Source organism: Pseudomonas paraglycinae (genome assembly GCF_021601625.1).
GTDB lineage: Bacteria > Pseudomonadota > Gammaproteobacteria > Pseudomonadales > Pseudomonadaceae > Aquipseudomonas > Aquipseudomonas paraglycinae.
Map to the genome: position 1 here is coordinate 71,605 of NZ_BQHR01000020.1, position 15,929 is coordinate 87,533.

General features: G+C 61.6%; 19 protein-coding genes. 9 read left to right on the top strand and 10 right to left on the bottom strand.

What is annotated here, in order from left to right; translation table 11 throughout:
• Positions 1–36: 36 nt before the first annotated feature.
• On the bottom strand, positions 37–828 hold the full coding sequence (locus tag L6D82_RS24560; protein ID WP_102688145.1) for a dienelactone hydrolase family protein: 792 nt from the start codon (positions 826–828) through the stop codon (positions 37–39).
• 141 nt (positions 829–969) lie between these two features.
• Here L6D82_RS24560 and L6D82_RS24565 point away from each other — a divergent pair, with 141 nt between their 5' ends.
• The 3 genes from L6D82_RS24565 (at position 970) to L6D82_RS24575 (ending at position 3,700) form a co-directional block, all read left to right on the top strand.
• On the top strand, positions 970–1,575 hold the full coding sequence (locus L6D82_RS24565) for a hypothetical protein (protein ID WP_007957751.1): 606 nt from the start codon (positions 970–972) through the stop codon (positions 1,573–1,575).
• A 104-nt stretch (positions 1,576–1,679) separates the two neighbouring features.
• Positions 1,680–2,357 (top strand): response regulator transcription factor, encoded by a 678-nt coding sequence (locus tag L6D82_RS24570; protein ID WP_085745105.1) that lies wholly within the window; start codon positions 1,680–1,682, stop codon positions 2,355–2,357.
• On the top strand, positions 2,354–3,700 hold the full coding sequence (locus L6D82_RS24575) for an ATP-binding protein (protein WP_085745104.1): 1,347 nt from the start codon (positions 2,354–2,356) through the stop codon (positions 3,698–3,700). Before L6D82_RS24570 ends, L6D82_RS24575 begins: the two co-directional genes overlap by 4 nt.
• A gap of 220 nt (positions 3,701–3,920) precedes the next feature.
• Here L6D82_RS24575 and L6D82_RS24580 read toward each other — a convergent pair whose 3' ends face one another.
• Complete coding sequence (locus L6D82_RS24580; RefSeq protein ID WP_236191832.1) at positions 3,921–4,919, bottom strand: AraC family transcriptional regulator; 999 nt, start codon at positions 4,917–4,919, stop codon at positions 3,921–3,923.
• Between the two features lie 352 nt (positions 4,920–5,271).
• On the opposite strand from L6D82_RS24580, the gene L6D82_RS24585 reads away from it, so the two are divergent.
• Together L6D82_RS24585 and L6D82_RS24590 are read left to right on the top strand one after the other, a co-directional pair.
• A complete protein-coding gene (locus tag L6D82_RS24585) occupies positions 5,272–6,606 on the top strand; it encodes a dicarboxylate/amino acid:cation symporter (protein WP_064383574.1) in 1,335 nt (444 codons plus the stop codon).
• Between the two features lie 145 nt (positions 6,607–6,751).
• Positions 6,752–7,933 carry a CaiB/BaiF CoA transferase family protein gene (locus tag L6D82_RS24590; RefSeq protein ID WP_236191833.1) on the top strand — a complete coding sequence of 394 codons (1,182 nt, stop codon included), beginning with the start codon at positions 6,752–6,754 and terminating at the stop codon, positions 7,931–7,933.
• Positions 7,934–7,941: 8 nt separating this feature from the next.
• Here the strand turns inward: L6D82_RS24590 and L6D82_RS24595 are convergent, their stop codons facing one another.
• The gene (locus L6D82_RS24595) at positions 7,942–8,436 is read right to left on the bottom strand and encodes a SprT family zinc-dependent metalloprotease (protein WP_007957760.1); all 495 of its coding nucleotides are present in this window, start codon (positions 8,434–8,436) and stop codon (positions 7,942–7,944) included.
• Positions 8,437–8,594: 158 nt separating this feature from the next.
• Positions 8,595–9,197: a Yip1 family protein gene (locus tag L6D82_RS24600; RefSeq protein ID WP_007957761.1), complete on the bottom strand. Its 603-nt coding sequence runs from the start codon at positions 9,195–9,197 to the stop codon at positions 8,595–8,597.
• A gap of 289 nt (positions 9,198–9,486) precedes the next feature.
• On the opposite strand from L6D82_RS24600, the gene ttcA reads away from it, so the two are divergent.
• Both ttcA and L6D82_RS24610 read left to right on the top strand, forming a co-directional pair.
• Positions 9,487–10,311: a tRNA 2-thiocytidine(32) synthetase TtcA gene (gene ttcA / locus L6D82_RS24605; protein ID WP_064598661.1), complete on the top strand. Its 825-nt coding sequence runs from the start codon at positions 9,487–9,489 to the stop codon at positions 10,309–10,311.
• 68 nt (positions 10,312–10,379) lie between these two features.
• A complete protein-coding gene (locus tag L6D82_RS24610) occupies positions 10,380–11,054 on the top strand; it encodes a DNA-3-methyladenine glycosylase I (RefSeq protein ID WP_085683575.1) in 675 nt (224 codons plus the stop codon).
• A 173-nt stretch (positions 11,055–11,227) separates the two neighbouring features.
• On the opposite strand, the gene L6D82_RS24615 is transcribed toward L6D82_RS24610, so the two are convergent.
• The 3 genes from L6D82_RS24615 to arsC are packed head-to-tail and all read right to left on the bottom strand — an operon-like array spanning position 11,228 to position 12,601.
• Positions 11,228–11,653 carry a DUF2069 domain-containing protein gene (locus tag L6D82_RS24615; protein WP_085745101.1) on the bottom strand — a complete coding sequence of 142 codons (426 nt, stop codon included), beginning with the start codon at positions 11,651–11,653 and terminating at the stop codon, positions 11,228–11,230.
• A gap of 1 nt (position 11,654) precedes the next feature.
• The gene (wrbA, locus tag L6D82_RS24620; protein ID WP_085745100.1) at positions 11,655–12,251 is read right to left on the bottom strand and encodes an NAD(P)H:quinone oxidoreductase; all 597 of its coding nucleotides are present in this window, start codon (positions 12,249–12,251) and stop codon (positions 11,655–11,657) included.
• The gene (arsC, locus tag L6D82_RS24625; RefSeq protein WP_119429776.1) at positions 12,248–12,601 is read right to left on the bottom strand and encodes an arsenate reductase (glutaredoxin); all 354 of its coding nucleotides are present in this window, start codon (positions 12,599–12,601) and stop codon (positions 12,248–12,250) included. The genes wrbA and arsC overlap by 4 nt, the downstream gene beginning before the upstream one ends.
• Before the next feature lie 114 nt (positions 12,602–12,715).
• On the opposite strand from arsC, the gene L6D82_RS24630 reads away from it, so the two are divergent.
• Positions 12,716–13,183 (top strand): TlpA disulfide reductase family protein, encoded by a 468-nt coding sequence (locus L6D82_RS24630; protein WP_236191834.1) that lies wholly within the window; start codon positions 12,716–12,718, stop codon positions 13,181–13,183.
• 258 nt (positions 13,184–13,441) lie between these two features.
• On the opposite strand, the gene L6D82_RS24635 is transcribed toward L6D82_RS24630, so the two are convergent.
• Entirely contained in the window at positions 13,442–13,846 is a 405-nt protein-coding gene (locus tag L6D82_RS24635) for an META domain-containing protein (protein ID WP_039772881.1), read from the bottom strand.
• Positions 13,846–14,280, bottom strand: coding sequence for a hypothetical protein (locus L6D82_RS24640; RefSeq protein ID WP_236191835.1), 435 nt, complete (start codon positions 14,278–14,280; stop codon positions 13,846–13,848). The genes L6D82_RS24635 and L6D82_RS24640 overlap by 1 nt, the downstream gene beginning before the upstream one ends.
• 133 nt (positions 14,281–14,413) lie before the next feature.
• Here L6D82_RS24640 and L6D82_RS24645 point away from each other — a divergent pair, with 133 nt between their 5' ends.
• On the top strand, positions 14,414–14,854 hold the full coding sequence (locus L6D82_RS24645; protein WP_085607393.1) for a hypothetical protein: 441 nt from the start codon (positions 14,414–14,416) through the stop codon (positions 14,852–14,854).
• A 10-nt stretch (positions 14,855–14,864) separates the two neighbouring features.
• On the opposite strand, the gene L6D82_RS24650 is transcribed toward L6D82_RS24645, so the two are convergent.
• Entirely contained in the window at positions 14,865–15,854 is a 990-nt protein-coding gene (locus tag L6D82_RS24650; protein WP_102688138.1) for a 2-hydroxyacid dehydrogenase, read from the bottom strand.
• Between the last annotated feature and the right edge of the window lie 75 nt (positions 15,855–15,929).

Consider the following 15,929-nt stretch of genomic DNA (forward strand, 5'->3'; position numbering starts at 1 on the left):
GGAGCGATCAGCATCAGCGCGAGGGGGCGACCGGGTTCAGCCAAAAATCTTCTTGAAGAACGCCTGCATGTCCGCCCAGGATTTTTCATCGGCGGCCTTGTTGTAGCCGATATCCGGGCCACCGTGATCGCCGTGGCTCAGGCGATCCGCGTCGGGATTGCTGAACCCGTGCTTGGCACCGTCGAGGCTGACGAATTGATAGTCGGCGCCGGCCTTGTCCATTTCCGACTTGAACGCCGCGACGTTGTCCGGCGTGACCATGCTGTCCAGCGCGCCGTGTTCGACGAGGACTTTCGCCTTCACGCTGCCCGGCGTAGCCGGAGTCTTGGTGGCCAGCGCACCGTGGAAGCTCACCACACCGGCCAGCGGCACCCCCTGACGCGCCGCATTCAGCACCACGCCACCGCCGAAGCAGTAGCCGATGGCGGCGATTTTATCCTTGTCGGTCTGCGGCTGTTTCTTCAACAGATCCAGCCCGGCCTGAAAGCGCTTGCTGGCCGCATCGGCGTTTTGCGTGGCGGCCTGCATGAACGCCATTGCGTCTTTCGGGTGCTCGGTGTTCTTGCCTTCACCGTACATGTCGATGGCCAGCGCGCTGTAGCCGAGCCCGGCGAGATCCCGGGCGCGGCGTTTGGCGTAGTCGTTCAGGCCCCACCATTCATGCACCACCACCACGCCGGGGCGCGGGCCCTTGATCGCATCGTCGTAGGCGTAGTACCCGATCAGCTTCGTGCCGTCGGCGCTCTGGTAGGGGATTTCCTCGGTCTTGATCGCAGCCTGGCTGAGGCCGCTGAAGACAAGGAGGGCGAGGGTTAGAAGCAGGCGCATGATCGGGTCTCCGGACAATAAAGGGGTCAAAACAGCCTAGTTCATTTCATTCAGGCCAGGTTCAGAGAGCGTTCAGGGGCGGTACAGGGGAGGGCCAGTAACCTTGCGCCATACCCGAAGAGCACAACTGAGGAACACTCAATGACTCGTTTGAACAAACTGCTGCTGGCTTTCACCGTCATGAGCGCAAGCATCGCCGCCCACGCCGACACCACCACCAACTTCGCCGGCCTGACCTTTGGCCAGACCAGCGACAAGATCAAAAAATCCAACGCCCTGAACGACAACCTCGGCCATCCGGATGCCACCGCGGCCATCGACGGCAACAACACCTACGGCCTGCGCCTGGGTCAGCAAAACAGCCAGGGTCGCTACTACGCCACCTACGACAACGTGTCCGGCTCGCACAATGGCATTAAACTGCGCCAGGAAAACCTGCTGGGCAGCTACGATCTGTTCTACCCGGTGGGCAGCAGCACCAAGCTGTTCGGCGGTGCCACGGCCGGTCTGACCAAGTTGACCCAGGATTCGCCGAGCTACAGCCGTGACAGCGACATCGGTTACGCCGTCGGCGGCCAGTTCGGTGTGTTGCAGCAAGTCTCGCAGAACACCTCGGTCGAACTCGGTTACCGTTACCTGCGCAGCAACGCCAGCACCGAGATGAAAGAGAGCGGCGGCAGCAAGCAAGGCTCGCTGGATTTGACCAGCAGCGCCCAGACTTACCTGTCGGCCAACTACGCTTTCTAAGCGATTGGCGTCAGGCCCGCGCCGGGTCGTCCTTTGAGGGGCGACCCGGCGCAGCCATGTGAGGCGAAAGCCTTTGGAGTTGTCGATTTACCCGGGAGAGCGTCATGAAACTGTTGGTCGTCGAAGATGAAGCGCTGTTGCGCCATCACCTGCAAACCCGCCTGACGGAGAGCGGTCACGTGGTCGAGTCCGTGGCCAATGCCGAAGAGGCGTTGTACCAGACCGGGCAATTCAACTTTGACCTGGCGGTGATCGACCTTGGACTGCCGGGCATGAGTGGCCTCGACCTGATCCGCCAGCTGCGCTCGGGCGCCAAGACGTTTCCGATCCTGATCCTCACCGCGCGCGGCAACTGGCAGGACAAGGTCGAAGGTCTGGCAGCCGGGGCTGACGATTATCTGGTCAAGCCGTTCCAGTTCGAAGAACTTGAAGCGCGGCTCAATGCGTTGCTGCGCCGCTCCAGCGGTTTCACCCAGTCGACCATCGTCGCCGGCCCGCTGTTGCTCGACCTCAATCGCAAGCAGGCGACCCTCGACGAGCAACCGCTGGCGCTGACCGCCTACGAGTACCGGATCCTCGAATACCTCATGCGCCATCACCAGCAGGTGGTGCCCAAGGATCGGTTGATGGAGCAGTTGTACCCGGATGACGACGAGCGCGATCCGAACGTGATCGAAGTGCTGGTCGGCCGACTGCGCCGCAAGCTCGAAGGTCCGGCCGGGTTCAAGCCGATCGACACCGTGCGCGGCCTCGGTTACCTGTTCAATGAGCGCTGCACTTGATCCGTTCCCTTCGCGTCCGGCTGATGCTTGCCGCCACGACCCTGGCGGTGTTGTTCATGCTCGCGTTGCTCCCGGCGATGCAGGGCGCGTTCAGCCTGGCGCTGCAGGACTCGATCGAGCAGCGGCTGGCGTCCGATGTCACCACGCTGATCTCCGCCGCGCGGGTTGAAAACAACCGCTTGATGATGCCGGCACAGTTGCCCGACGAGCGCTTCAACCTCACGGACAATCGCCTGCTCGGCTACATCTATGACCGCGAAGGGCATCTGGTCTGGCGCTCGAAGGGCACCCAGGAAGAGAAGATCAACTACACGCCGCGCTACGACGGCCTTGGCAACGAGTTCGCGCGGATCCGTGAAGCCAACGGCCAGGAATTCTTCGTCTACGACGTTGAAGTCAAACTGCTCGGCGGCAAGAGTGCAGCCTTCAGTATCGTGGCCCTGCAACCGGTGCGCGAATACGAAACCACCCTCGAAGGCCTGCGGGAAAATCTCTACCTCGGTTTTGGCGCGGCATTGCTGGTGCTGCTGGCGCTGCTGTGGATCGGCCTGACCTGGGGCCTGAAAGCCTTGCGCCGGCTCAGTCAGGAACTCGACGAAATCGAAGGCGGAACCCTTGAAAGCCTCAGCGAACAGCACCCGCGTGAACTGCTGCGCCTGACCGGTTCCCTCAACCGCTTGCTGCACAGCGAACGCCAGCAGCGCAGCCGGTACCGCGATTCCCTCGACGATCTGGCCCACAGCCTGAAAACCCCGCTGGCGGTATTGCAAGGCGTCAGCGAAGACATGGCCCAGCGCCCCGAAGACCGCGATCAGGCGTGGGTGCTGCAAACCCAGATCGAACGCATGAGCCAGCAGATCGGCTATCAGTTGCAACGCGCCAGCCTGCGCAAAAGCGGTCTGGTACGCCATCAGGTGCGCCTGCGCCCGGTGCTGCAAAGCCTGTGCGACACGCTGGACAAGGTCTACCGCGACAAACACGTGCGCGTCGCCTTCGATCTGCCGGAGCACTGTTACGTGCCGATCGAGCAGGGGGCCTTGCTGGAAATGATGGGCAACCTGCTGGAAAACGCCTATCGCCTGTGTCTGGGCGAAGTGCGCATCAGCGTGCGCGAAAGCCATTCCGGAATGGAGCTGTGCATCGAAGACGACGGCCCCGGCGTACCACCGGATCAGCGCGCACGGATTCTCGAACGCGGCGAACGCCTGGATCGCCAGCACCCAGGGCAGGGGATCGGGCTGGCAGTGGTCAAGGACATCATCGAGAGCTACAGCGCGAAACTGACGCTGGGCGATTCACCGATGGGCGGGGCGGCATTCAGGATTCATTTTCCTGCGGTGTGAAAACGATCGGCCCTCACCCTAACCCTCTCCCAGAGGGAGAGGGAACTGATCGAAGTGTCTCTAGAAAATGATCGACCTGAGCGATTTGCATCGAATATGGATTCAACAGCAAGCTTCCAGGTCGGCGTATTTATTGAGCATCCCCCAATCAGTCCCCTCTCCCTCTGGGCGGTCCGACGTTTCGGGAGGGTTAGGGTGAGGGGGCTTTTGATCTTTGGCCTCACTGCTCCTGCGCCCGATAAGCCCCCGGCGTCAGCCCCGTCCACTTCTTGAACGCCCGGTGAAACGCCGACGGCTCGGAAAACCCGAGCTGTTCGGCGATCTGTTGCAACGACAGATCGGCCCGCCCCAGGTGATAAATTGCGATGTCCCGGCGCAACTGATCCTTCAATTCCTGAAAACTGGTGCCTTCCTCGCGCAGATGCCGGCGCAGGGTTTGCGGGCTGATGTGCAGGTGCGCGGCCACGGCTTCGAGGTCCGGCCAGCGTGCGCTGTCATGGCTAAGCAAACGGCGCAGCCGGCTGCTCAGGCTGTTGCCGTCGTCCGGGCGGGACAGCAGGTCGGCGGGGGAGCGTTCGAGGAAATGCTTGAGGGTGCGTTCATCCTGCAACAGCGGCATGTGCAGATAACGGCTGTGAAACACCAGGCTGCTTTGCGTTGCCGAAAATTCCAGCGGGCAGGAAAACAGCAGATCGTATTCCGCCCCGTGCGCCGGTTTCGGGTAGCTGAAGCTCGCCTGTTCCAGACGAATCCGCTGGCCGATCAGCCAGCTGCCGAGGCGATGCCAGATCACCAGCAGGCTCTCGCTGAGAAAGTGATCCGGGTCCCACAATTGCGCATCGTCGAGGCTCAGACGTACCCATTCGTCTTCATGGCTCAGGGTCAGGCGCGGGGCTTCGGGGAATAGGCTATAAAACAATAAGCCGCGTTGCAGAGCCTTCTCCAGGCTGCGGCAATGGATGATGGCGTGGCACATCATGGCGAAGCTGCCGGGTTTGCTCGGAGCGTTGCCAAAACCCAGGTATTCGTCGTCCAGCGCCAGCCACAGGTTCTGGATCAGCTGGGTGAATTGTTCCGGGGCGATCCGCGCGCGCGGCTCGTCGAGCAGTTCGGGGCTGATGCCCAGTTGCTGCAGCAGGTCCGAATAGTCGTAACCCGAGCGCCGCGCGCCACCGAGGGCGGCGCGGGCAAAGTGACTGGCGATGGTGCGTTCGCGCATGAGCGGCAGATCCTTCCTCTGGCGACCGATGGTAGCGGCTGCCTTTGATCGGTAACAAGGCGGATTTCCGCCAAATTGTAGGACGAGGTCGGGCGAGTTGGCGGAAATCCGCCACACTTGAGTAACCGAACGGTGACACAGAAAAAGCCGGATCCCCTGATATCAAAAGGCTTGCAGCGATTTGCACCAAAGTGGCACGACGTTTGCGATAAGAGCGACAGAAGCGTGCGCCGAGCCGGTCCGGAAAGCGCCGTTCGACACAACAAATCCCTCCAGTGCAGGAGGGTTCGCAATTCAGGTTTCGCGTTCAACAGATGGATGTTGCCACGCGGGACTCTTGAGGAACTTTGCAATGACGACTCGTCAGCCACTGTACAAATCCCTGTATTTCCAGGTGATCGTCGCAATCTGTATCGGTATTGCGCTCGGCCACTACTACCCGCAGTTCGGCGTGGCCGTAAAGCCGCTGGGTGACGGGTTCATCAAACTGATCAAAATGATCATCGCCCCGATCATCTTCTGCACCGTGGTCAGCGGCATCGCCGGCATGCAGAACATGAAATCGGTCGGCAAGACCGGCGGTTACGCACTCCTGTACTTCGAAATCGTTTCGACCATCGCCCTGCTGGTCGGCCTGATCGTGGTCAACATCGTGCAACCGGGCAACGGGATGCACATCGACGTCAGCACCCTCGATGCCTCGAAAGTCGCGACCTATGTTGCTCAAGGCGCAGACCAGAGCGTTGTCGGCTTCCTGCTCAACGTGATCCCGACCACCATCGTCGGCGCGTTCGCCACCGGTGACATTCTGCAAGTGCTGATGTTCTCGGTGATCTTCGGTTTCGCCCTGCATCGCCTGGGTGCCTACGGCAAGCCGATCCTGGACTTCATCGATCGCTTCGCCCACGTGATGTTCAACATCATCAACATGATCATGAAGCTCGCGCCAATCGGTGCCTTCGGTGCGATGGCGTTCACCATCGGTGCCTACGGCGTCGGCTCGCTGGTGCAGCTGGGTCAACTGATGATCTGCTTCTACATCACCTGCCTGGCGTTCATCCTGATCGTGCTCGGCGGTATCGCCCGCATGCACGGCTTCAGCGTGCTGAAGATGATCCGCTACATCCGTGAAGAGCTGCTGATCGTGCTGGGTACTTCCTCTTCGGAATCGGTACTGCCACGCATGCTGATCAAGATGGAGCGTCTGGGCGCGAAGAAATCGGTGGTAGGTCTGGTGATCCCGACCGGCTACTCGTTCAACCTCGACGGCACCGCGATCTACCTGACCATGGCGGCCGTGTTCATCGCTCAGGCGACCGACACCCACATGGACATCACTCACCAGATCACTCTGCTGGTAGTGTTGCTGCTGTCCTCCAAAGGCGCAGCCGGTGTGACCGGTTCGGGCTTCATCGTACTGGCGGCCACCCTGTCGGCGGTAGGTCACCTGCCGGTGGCCGGTCTGGCACTGATCCTCGGTATCGACCGCTTCATGTCCGAAGCCCGCGCCCTGACCAACCTGGTCGGTAACGCCGTAGCCACCATCGTCGTGGCCAAGTGGGTCAAGGAGCTGGACACCGATGTGCTGCAATCCGAGCTGGCCTCGGGCGGTCGTGGTATCTCCGACGAGCGTGAGGAAGATGACCTGGGCGTGGCCGAAGGCCCGACCCCGAGCAATGTGAAGTAAGCATCGCTTGAATGGAAAAACCCGCTTCGGCGGGTTTTTTCTTGCCTGCTGTTTGAGCGCAACGGTCAGCGCAACTGATGGATCCGGTAATTGCCCCATCGCCGATGGCTGCCTAGGCTGCATGCATCGTTGATGGAGATTGCCCATGTCTGCACCGCTGGCCTCACTGAAGATTCTGGATTTCTCGACCCTGCTGCCGGGGCCGTTTGCCTCGCTGCTGCTGGCGGATATGGGCGCCGAAGTGCTGCGCATCGAATCGCCGACCCGCCTCGACTTGGTGCGGGTGTTGCCGCCTCACGATCACGGCGTCTCGGCCAGTCACGCTTATCTCAACCGCAACAAGCGCAGCCTGGCGCTGGACCTCAAGCAGCCCGAGGCGTTGGAGCTGGTGAAGCAGTTGCTGGTGAATTACGACATCGTGCTGGAACAGTTTCGCCCCGGTGTGATGGAGCGGCTGGGGCTGGGTTACGAGGCGCTGAAGGCGATCAATCCGAAGCTGATTTATGTGTCGATCACCGGTTACGGCCAGACCGGACCGTACAAGGATCGCGCCGGCCACGACATCAACTATTTGGCGCTGGCCGGGCTCTCCAGCTACACCGGCCGCGCCGACAGCGGGCCGTTGCCGCTGGGCATGCAGGTGGCGGATGTCGCCGGCGGCTCGCTGCACGGGGTGATCGGCTTGTTGGCGGCGGTGATTTCCCGCCAGCAGACCGGGCAGGGCACCCATCTGGATGTGAGCATGACCGATTGCGCGTTCAGCCTGAACGCCATGGCCGGTGCCGGGTATCTGGCCTGCGGCGAGGAGCCGGGCTGGGAGGATCAGATGCTCAATGGCGGCAGCTTCTACGATTACTACCGCTCCCGCGACGGGCGCTGGATGTCGGTGGGCAGTCTGGAACCGGCCTTCATGCAGCAACTGTGTGCGGCGCTGGGCCGGCCGGAACTGGCGGCGCAGGGCTTGTCACCCAGACCCGAGCAGCAACGTGCGCTGAAGGAAGCCTTGAGGATCGAGTTCGAGAAGCATGACTTTGCCGAACTGTGCGAGCTGTTCGCCGGGATCGATGCCTGCGTCGAGCCGGTGTTGAACCTGGGCGAGGCGGTGCAGCATCCGCAATTGCAGGCGCGGGAACTGGTGACCCAGGTGCCCCGCGGTGATGGCACGGTGCAGGCGCAGATCGCCTGTCCGCTGAAGTTTTCCGAGGCGTTGCCGGCGCCGCGGCATGTGGGGGCAGCGCTGGGGCAGCATACAGATCAGGTGTTGACGGAGTTGGGGTTGAGTCCTGAGCGGATTGCCGAATTACGCGCCGCGAAAGTCATCGCGTAGCTCGTGGGTTACTCGACCCGCATCTCGCCACTGAACACCAATGTGTTGCGACAGCGCCGGCACAGATAGCGCCGCCCCTGCCTGACCAGGCTATGGCGCTGCGCCGAAAACGGAAAATCGCTATCGGCACACGGGCATTTATAGATGTAGCGGGTCACGCTGCGGCGTTTGACTTCATAGGTATGGCAGCGGTCCGGCGGCAATTCGTAAACGCCGCGCATGATCAGTTGCCACTCCTCGCCGTGGGGCTGGATGCGGTCGCCGAACAGTTGATGGGCGATCAGGTGCGCGACTTCGTGGGCCACGGTCTGCTTGAGGAAATGTTCGGTGTTTTCCCGGTACAGCTGCGGATTGAAGCGCAGCAGGTTCTCGTGCAGATGCGCGACCCCGGCTTTTTGCCCGCGCAGCTTGAGGCTCACCACGGGGCGTTTGAAGGGACGTTTGAAAAAGGATTCAGCGAGTTGGAAACAGTCTTCGACGCGGGTATTGAGTTGCTCGGGCATGCTTGATGGATCTCCAGAGATTTGGAGTATGCCGCAACCTTTCGGCGTTGCGTATCGCCAAACTGCCGAATGGTCGCGACGTTCATTCCAGGCATGAGAAGGCCGCCTTGCGGCGGCCTGTGTTGGCGGATCTTGTTCTTCTCGGGAGGAACCGGTCGTTAATTGGTGTAGACAGGCCCCACGCCCAGACCCCAGACAATCACGGTAAACGCCATGATGGCGACCAGCACCACCAGACCCACCGCCAGCACCGAGCTGGAAAACAGGAAACCCTCGTCGGACGGAATGTTCATGAAGGTCGGCAGCCCCACATACAAAAGGTAAACCGTGTAGCAGATGGCCGCCGTGCCGACGATCATCCCCAGCCACATGTGTGGATAGAGCGCCGCCAGCCCGCCGACGAACAACGGTGTCGCGGTGTAGGTGGCAAATGCCACGCAACGGGCCAGGCTCGGGTTGGCGTCATAGGTGCGGGCCATCCAGTGCACGAAGGCACCCATGACCGCGACTCCGCCGAGCATTGCCAGGTAAGACATGATCGTCATCCACAACGCGCTTTCGACGGTGAGCATCACCGGTGCGCGGTTGCCGATCACCCAGCCGACCTGAGTCGTGCCGATAAATGCCGAAACAGCGGGGATCGCCGCCAGAATCAGCGTGTGCGTCAGGTACATGTGGCTGATGCTTTCTTCCTGGTCGCCACGGATTTCCTTCCATTCCTGATCGGGGTGGGTAAAAAGTCCCACTACGTGATGGATCATGCCAGTCACTCCTCTCGTTATTGCCATCGCCCCCCAGCGGAGCGCCTACGGGCCAATGCGGCCGAGCAAATACAGGTCTTCAGATTGTGTGCGACCTTATGTCGCAGTATAGAAAGGTCTTAACCGCACAGGTGATAGGGGCTTAGAGCAAATCGCGCTGTAAAACCGCGGGGTAATCGCGTCGGGGTCTGTGCAAACGGGCGCTGTAAGCGGCGACAACCTGTGGCCACAAGCGAAGTGTTTTTGCGTAAAATGCCCGCCTTTCGTCACACCTCACGGATTTCGCGTCATGGGCACTCTTACGGTCAACCAGAACAAACTGCAAAAGCGCCTGCGCCGCCTGGCCGGCGAAGCCGTCACCGACTTCAACATGATCGAAGACGGCGACAAGGTCATGGTCTGCCTGTCCGGGGGCAAGGACAGCTACACCATGCTCGACGTGCTGATGCACCTGCAGAAGGTTGCACCGATCAAGTTCGAGATCGTCGCCGTGAACATGGACCAGAAGCAGCCGGGTTTCCCCGAGCACGTGCTGCCGGCCTACCTGAAAGAGCTGGGCATCGAGTACCACATCGTCGAGAAGGACACCTACTCGGTGGTCAAGGAGCTGATCCCGGAAGGCAAGACCACCTGCTCGCTGTGCTCGCGCCTGCGTCGCGGCACGCTGTACACCTTCGCCGACGAAATCGGCGCGACCAAAATGGCCCTCGGTCATCACCGCGACGACATCGTAGAGACGTTCTTCCTCAACATGTTCTTCAACGGCAGCCTCAAGGCCATGCCGCCGAAGCTGCGCGCCGACGACGGCCGCAACGTGGTCATCCGTCCGCTGGCCTACTGCAACGAGAAAGACATCCAGGCCTACTCGGACTTCAAGCAATTCCCGATCATCCCGTGCAACCTCTGCGGTTCCCAGGAAAACCTGCAGCGTCAGGTGGTCAAGGAAATGCTGGTGGACTGGGAGCGCAAGACCCCGGGCCGTACCGAAAGCATCTTCCGCAGCCTGCAGAACGTGATCCCGTCGCAACTGGCTGACCGTAACCTGTTTGATTTCACCAGCCTGAAGATCGACGAGACGGCGGCTTCGCGTTTCGTCAATGTGGTGAACCTGTAAGTGATCTGATCGCTCGAAAGAAACGGCGCTCGCGGGCGCCGTTTTCAATTCATTTTTTAGGAGAGGGCATGCGCGACTACAAGTGGCTGCACGAATACTGTCTGAACCGCTTCGGTTCGGCGGCTGAACTGGAAGCCCATCTGCCCGTTCCCAAGACCCCGGCGCAACTGCGCAAGATCAGCGACGACCGTTATCTCTCGACCATGGCCCTGCGGGTGTTTCGTGCCGGGCTCAAGCACAGTCTGGTGGACGCCAAGTGGCCGGCCTTCGAAGAAGTGTTCTTCAAGTTCGACCCGGAAAAGGTCGTGCTGATGAGCGCCGAACACCTTGAGCGACTGATGCAGGATGCGCGGATCATCCGTCACCTGGGCAAGCTCAAGAGCGTGCCGCGCAATGCGCAGTTCATTCTGGACGTCGAGAAAGAGAAGGGCAGTTTCGGTGCGTTGCTCGCCGACTGGCCGGTGACCGATATCGTCGGTTTGTGGACCTACCTGAAAAAGCACGGTCATCAATTGGGCGGGCTGTCGGCGCCACGGTTCTTGCGGATGGTTGGCAAGGATACGTTCGTGCCGAGCTACGACGTGGTCGCGGCGCTGAATGCACAGAAGATCGTCGACAAGGTGCCGAGCAGCCTGCGAGATCTGGCGACGGTGCAGAACGCGTTCAACCAGTGGCATGAAGAAAGCGGTGGACGGCCGATGAGCCAGATCTCGATGATGCTGGCTTACACCGTCAACCATTGAGTTCAAAGCGATCGTTCCCACGTCGAGGCGTCGAACCGTCCGCGTGGGAATGCATAAAGAGACGCTCCGCGTCTCAGGGACGCAGAGCGTCCCGGGCGGCATTCCCACGCAGAGCGTGGGAACGATCCCGGCAGACTCGGTGAACTCGGTTAGCTCGGCGATCTGGCGAGCAGTCAGGCGACGGAGACTTCGCCTTCGCCCGCCAGTTTGCGATTCAGCTGATACCGCCACCGCACATACAACAGCGCCGAGCAGAACACCGCCAGACTGGCGATCATCTCCAGCACGCCGAACAGCTGCCGGCTCGGGTCATACGCCGCCAGCGCGCCTTTGATGAAATACAGATTCACCACAAAGCACATCCACGAATGCCCGCGTGCGCTGCCCATGATCATCGCCGGTGCGAGCACGATCCACGGGATCAGCTCGATCAGCAGAATCACCCACGGCCGCGCGCCGTGCAGGTCGGCGAACATCAGGTAATAAGCGGCGAGCAGTCCGGCCAAGCCGAAAAAGCACAGCAGACTGATCACCCGCATCGCCCGCACCCGCGGCTCCAGCCACTCTACGGCGGGCAGGACTTTCGGCTTTCTGGCCATCTCAGTTCCCCAGTTTCCGGGCCGTCTTGGCCAGACGTGCGCCGAGGGCGCGGCACAGCGCCACTTCGTGCTGATCGAGACCGCTTTTACCGTCGGCCCCGGCGTGATGGCTGGCGCCGTACGGCGTGCCGCCGCCCTGGGTTTCCAGCAGCGCCGATTCGCTGTAGGGCAGGCCGGTGATCAGCATGCCGTGGTGCAGCAGCGGCAGCATCATCGACAGCAGGGTGGTTTCCTGACCGCCGTGCAGGCTGGCGGTGGACGTGAACACTCCGGCCGGCTTGCCGACCAGTGCGCCGGTCAGCCACAGGTTGCTGGTGCCGTCGAGGAAGTACTTGAGCGGCGCGGCCATGTTGCCGAAACGGGTCGGGCTGCCGAGGGCCAGGCCGGCGCAGTTCTTCAGGTCATCCAAAGTGGCGTACAGCGCGCCTTCATCCGGAATGTCCGGTGCCACGGCTTCGCACTCGGTGGAGATCGCCGGCACGGTGCGCAGGCGCGCTTCGAGACCGGCCTGCTCGACGCCACGGGCAATCTGCCGGGCCATCTCGTTGGTCGAGCCGCTGCGGCTGTAATACAGAACCAGAATGTACGGCGCACTCACGGCAGCAGCTCCAGGATCTGCTCCGGTGGACGGCCGATGACGGCTTTGTCGCCGGCTTCGAGAATCGGTCGCTCCATTAACTTCGGATGGGCCGCGATCGCTTCAATCAATTGTTTCTCGGTGAGACTGACGTCGGCCAGGTTCAGGGTCTTGTATTCGTCTTCGCCGGTGCGCAGCAGTTGCCGTGCGCTGATTCCCAGCTTGCCGAGCAAGGCCTTGATCTGCGCGGCGTCCAGCGGGGTTTCGAGGTAGCGCACCACGTTTGGTGTCAGGCCACGGGCTTCGAGCAGTTCGAGCGCACCGCGGGATTTCGAGCAGCGCGGGTTGTGATAAAGCGTCAGATCGGTCATGGGCGGGTCGCTTCTTGCGTAGAGTGGCGGCTATTCTAACTGTGCAGCGCGCAATCCAGAACCTTGGGAGGCGATGGGTCGCAGGCGCATTCAATTTTTCACAAGGAACACGACATGACACGGGCACTGGTAGCGGCATTGACGATCATCGGGGCGTTGATGCTGGGGGGCTGCGGTAACGACTACGGCATCGACCAGAACGGACAGAAAGTGGCGTCCGAGCGCCTCGACAAACAATGGGTCGTGCTCAATTACTGGGCCGAATGGTGCGGCCCGTGCCGCACGGAAATCCCGGAACTCAATCACCTGGCCGACGAGCTCAAGGGCAAGAAGATCGGCGTGTTCGGGGTCAACTTCGACAACGTGCAGGGTGAAGAGCTGAAGAGCGCCAGCGAGAAGCTGGGCATCAAGTTCACCGTGCTGGCGCAGGACCCGGCGGAACTGTTCGAGCTGCCGCGCAGTGAAGCCTTGCCGGTGACTTACATCATCGACAACAAGGGCAAGGTGCGGGAACAGTTGATGGGCGAGCAGACGGCGGCGGGGGTGATGGCGAAGCTTGAGGCGTTGCAGGCTACAAATTGAGTTGCCGCTAAAAAGCATCCCTCACCCCAGCCCTCTCCCGAAGGGAGAGGGGGCCGACCGAGGTGTCTGGCGATTTCCATCGACCTGGAAGATCAGGTCGACTGAAGATTCGTCAGAGTGGAATCCGGTTGGTTATGGATTCGGTGAAGGTCTTTCAGGTCGGCGTATCTCTCCAATATCCCCCAATCAGTCCCCTCTCCCTTTGGGCGGTCCGACGTTTCGGGAGGGTTAGGGTGAGGGGCTTGGCGATCTAAAGCATCAACCTTCTTCCAGCCACCAGCGCAACGGCTTGCCTTCAGCCGGCCAAAAGCGCATCTGCTCGATCGGCGAGATATCCCAGCGTTCCACGTGTTCCAGGGCCTGGAGGAAGCGTTGCTCCTGCTCCATCAGCGCCGGGGCACACAGTTTGCGGGTTTTGCCGATCTTGCCGAAGCTCAGCTTGTCGCCTTCCAGAGTGTACGGCGCGAACCAGTGGTTGCAGCCGCCATTACCGTACGCCCGGCCATCATCGCCGAGGGTCACTGTCAGGTGGCTGTAGTCCATCAGCGGACGCTCGCCGATCCATTCCAGAATGTAGCTGCGGTTCTGTTGCAGTTGCACAGGTTCCGCGGCGCAACCCATCAGGCCGGCGCCGACAACGGCGGTCAGGGCCAGGTGTTTCATCACGCCGGCTCCTGGCATTTCGAGCACAGGTGCTTGTCGCCGACGGCTTTCCAGCCCAGCTCCGCAATACGTGCCGTGGCGGCCGGTTTTTCCGCAGGTTTGCCGAGCTTGGCGTCCACGGCGAATTCGAAGCTCAGCTCCTTGGCGCAGCTGTCGCAGTTGACCTGCCAGGTGTGGATCGCCAGTTCACCGAACACCGGGCCGGTGGTCATGGCAGTCCATTGACCCGGCGGGTTGATCAGGTGGCGGACGGTGTCGACGGTCAGGCGCATGGACAAGTCCTTGCTGCCTTTGAGGGTCACGACCAGCACGTCGCCGATGCGGATCGAGCCACCGTTGCCGGTGACCTGATAGCGGCCCGGAACCAGGGCGCGGCATTCGGTGAGGGTATGTTGCGGGTTCATCAGGGTGTAGCGGAAATCGTGTTCGACCATGGGTCCTCCAAATATGCGCGACATGCTAGCACGGGCTTGATTGCAGAATGATGCGCGCGTGCGACCTTCGATCCGGTTCAAATCGACACCACAGTCGTGGCAAACTGCCGCCTTCATTTTCAAGGAACGGAACATGGCGCTGATCGAATGTTATGAATGCAAGCGGAGCATCAGCTCAGAAGCCACGGCGTGCATTCATTGCGGGGCTCCGCTGGCAGATGCACAGGCTCCTCACGCCGAAAAGGGCGCGTCGACGATTTCCTTTGGCAGCCTGCCGCGTAACAAGGCAGTGCCCGAGGCCTTCGTTCCGCCGCCGGCCCCCGAGCGGCCGAAGATCATGCCGGCCGCGGCGGGGCGACGCCGTCGTTCGCAGCCTGTCGAACCGGTGTTGAACCCGGACGGTTCGCGCCCGGTGGAAGGCTGGCTGAAGATCATGGCGTTTCTGATGCCGCTGGTGTTTGTCTGGTTCCTGCTGCGCAGCGGCCACTCCCTCAAGCAACGTTTGCTGGGGTTCGGCTGGCTGGCGCTGTTGATCCTGTGCGTGGCGATTACCCCGACGCCGCCTCCGGTCTGAGTCTGATCGTTCAGCCTTCGACCTGGTTCTGCGGCGTACCCGCCGCCCAGGTCGCGATGTTGTGCAAGGTGGTCGCGGCAATCGCGCCCAGCGCCTCATGGGTCAGGAATGCCTGATGCGCGGTGACGATCACATTCGGGAACGTCAGCAGCCGCGCCAGCACGTCGTCCTGTAGCGGCAGATCGGAGCGATCTTCGAAGAACAGCTGCGCCTCCTCTTCATACACATCCAGTCCCAGATAACCGAGCTGGCCGTCCTTCAGGGCGTCGATCAGCGCCGGCGTGTCCACCAGACCGCCGCGCCCGGTGTTGATCAGCATCGCCCCCGGTTGCATGTGCGCCAGCGAATCGCGGTTGATCAGGTGTTTGCTCTGTTCGTTGAGCGGGCAGTGCAGGCTGATGATCCGTGCTTGCGCCAGCAGGTCCGGCAGGCTGAGGTAGCGCGCGCCCAACGCTTCGACGGCAGGGTTCGGGTAAGGGTCGTAGGCCAGCAGTTCGCAGCCGAAGCCGTGCATGATCTTCGCGAAGGTCGCGCCGATCTGTCCGGTGCCGACAATGCCTACCGTCTTGCCCACCAGATCGAAACCGGTAAGACCGTGCAGGCTGAAATCGCCTTCGCGGGTGCGGTTGTAGGCGCGATGCAGGCGACGGTTGAGGGCGAGGATCAACGCCACCGCATGTTCGGCCACCGCATGGGGCGAGTAGGCCGGTACGCGCACGACGGCCAGCCCCAGACGTTTGGCGACGGCCAGATCCACATGGTTGTAGCCGGCCGAACGCAAGGCGATCAGGCGAGTGCCGCCCGCGGCCAGACGCTCCAGCACCGGGGCGCTGAGGTCATCGTTGATGAACGCGCAGACTACTTCGTGATGTTCGGCCAGCGCTGCGGTATCGAGACTGAGCCGGGCTGGCTGAAAGTGCAGTTCGATCCCGGCCGGGCAGTCGGCGGCGAGGAAACTGTCGCGGTCGTAGGTCTGGCTGCTGAAAACGATCGTGCGCATGAAATCCTCCTGGAGCATCGACGCGGGCGCAAATCACCCGCGACAACTTTAGCTGCGTCGGCGTTGACCGGCATT